This is a genomic window from Bacillus sp. JJ722, from assembly GCF_036963345.1.
Lineage (GTDB): Bacteria > Bacillota > Bacilli > Bacillales > DSM-1321 > Bacillus_AD.
The window spans coordinates 1-600 of sequence record NZ_JBALMO010000234.1 but is presented as its reverse complement, the minus strand read 5'-3'; the positions used below and the strand labels follow the sequence as shown (position 1 = coordinate 600).

At 30.3% G+C, this 600-nt stretch carries 1 protein-coding gene; it reads left to right on the top strand.

Features of this window, described 5'->3' with window-relative positions; all coding sequences use genetic code 11:
* Positions 1 to 132 precede the first annotated feature (132 nt).
* Positions 133 to 546, top strand: a complete 414-nt coding sequence (locus tag V7014_RS22315) for a GNAT family N-acetyltransferase (protein WP_335510464.1) — start codon at positions 133 to 135, stop codon at positions 544 to 546.
* The last annotated feature ends 54 nt before the right edge of the window (positions 547 to 600 follow it).

Sequence of the window (600 nt, the reverse complement as noted above, 5' to 3'; positions counted from 1 at the left end):
AAAAACAAGAGACAAAATCTACCTCAAAAAACTAACACCATGTTAGTTTTTTGAGGTTAATACATGTAATATGTGTACAAGCTATCGGTTTCAAAAGATATATATTTTTTAAAACGAAAGGATGGAAAGATCATGTATCTTCGAAGTTGGATACCCCATACCGATCGCATACAATTAATAGAATTAGCAGCTACTACCTTTAACGTAAATAAAACAGAAGTTAATAAGATATTAAGGGGTGCACACGATGTTATCGTTATTGCTGATGAAAAAGATCAGATAGTTGGTTTTCTTTGCTATCGTCTTTACTTGAATCACATAGCTTTCGTGAATTATTTAGTACTTGATGCTAAATATAGAGGAAAAGGAATTTTTAACAAGATGTTTCCACACGCTATTAATTATCTGAAGAAGAAAGGAATAAGGGGTATTTCAGGGTTAGTAAGCAGGAGAAACCCCAGAGCTCTAAAAAAATTTATAGAATATGGGTGTATACCTATACGAGTATTGCCTAAACACATTCTAATAGCTACGTATTTGGGTTAATATTATTAAAATATTTGAACATTTATATAAATTACACATAAATTAATATAGAGT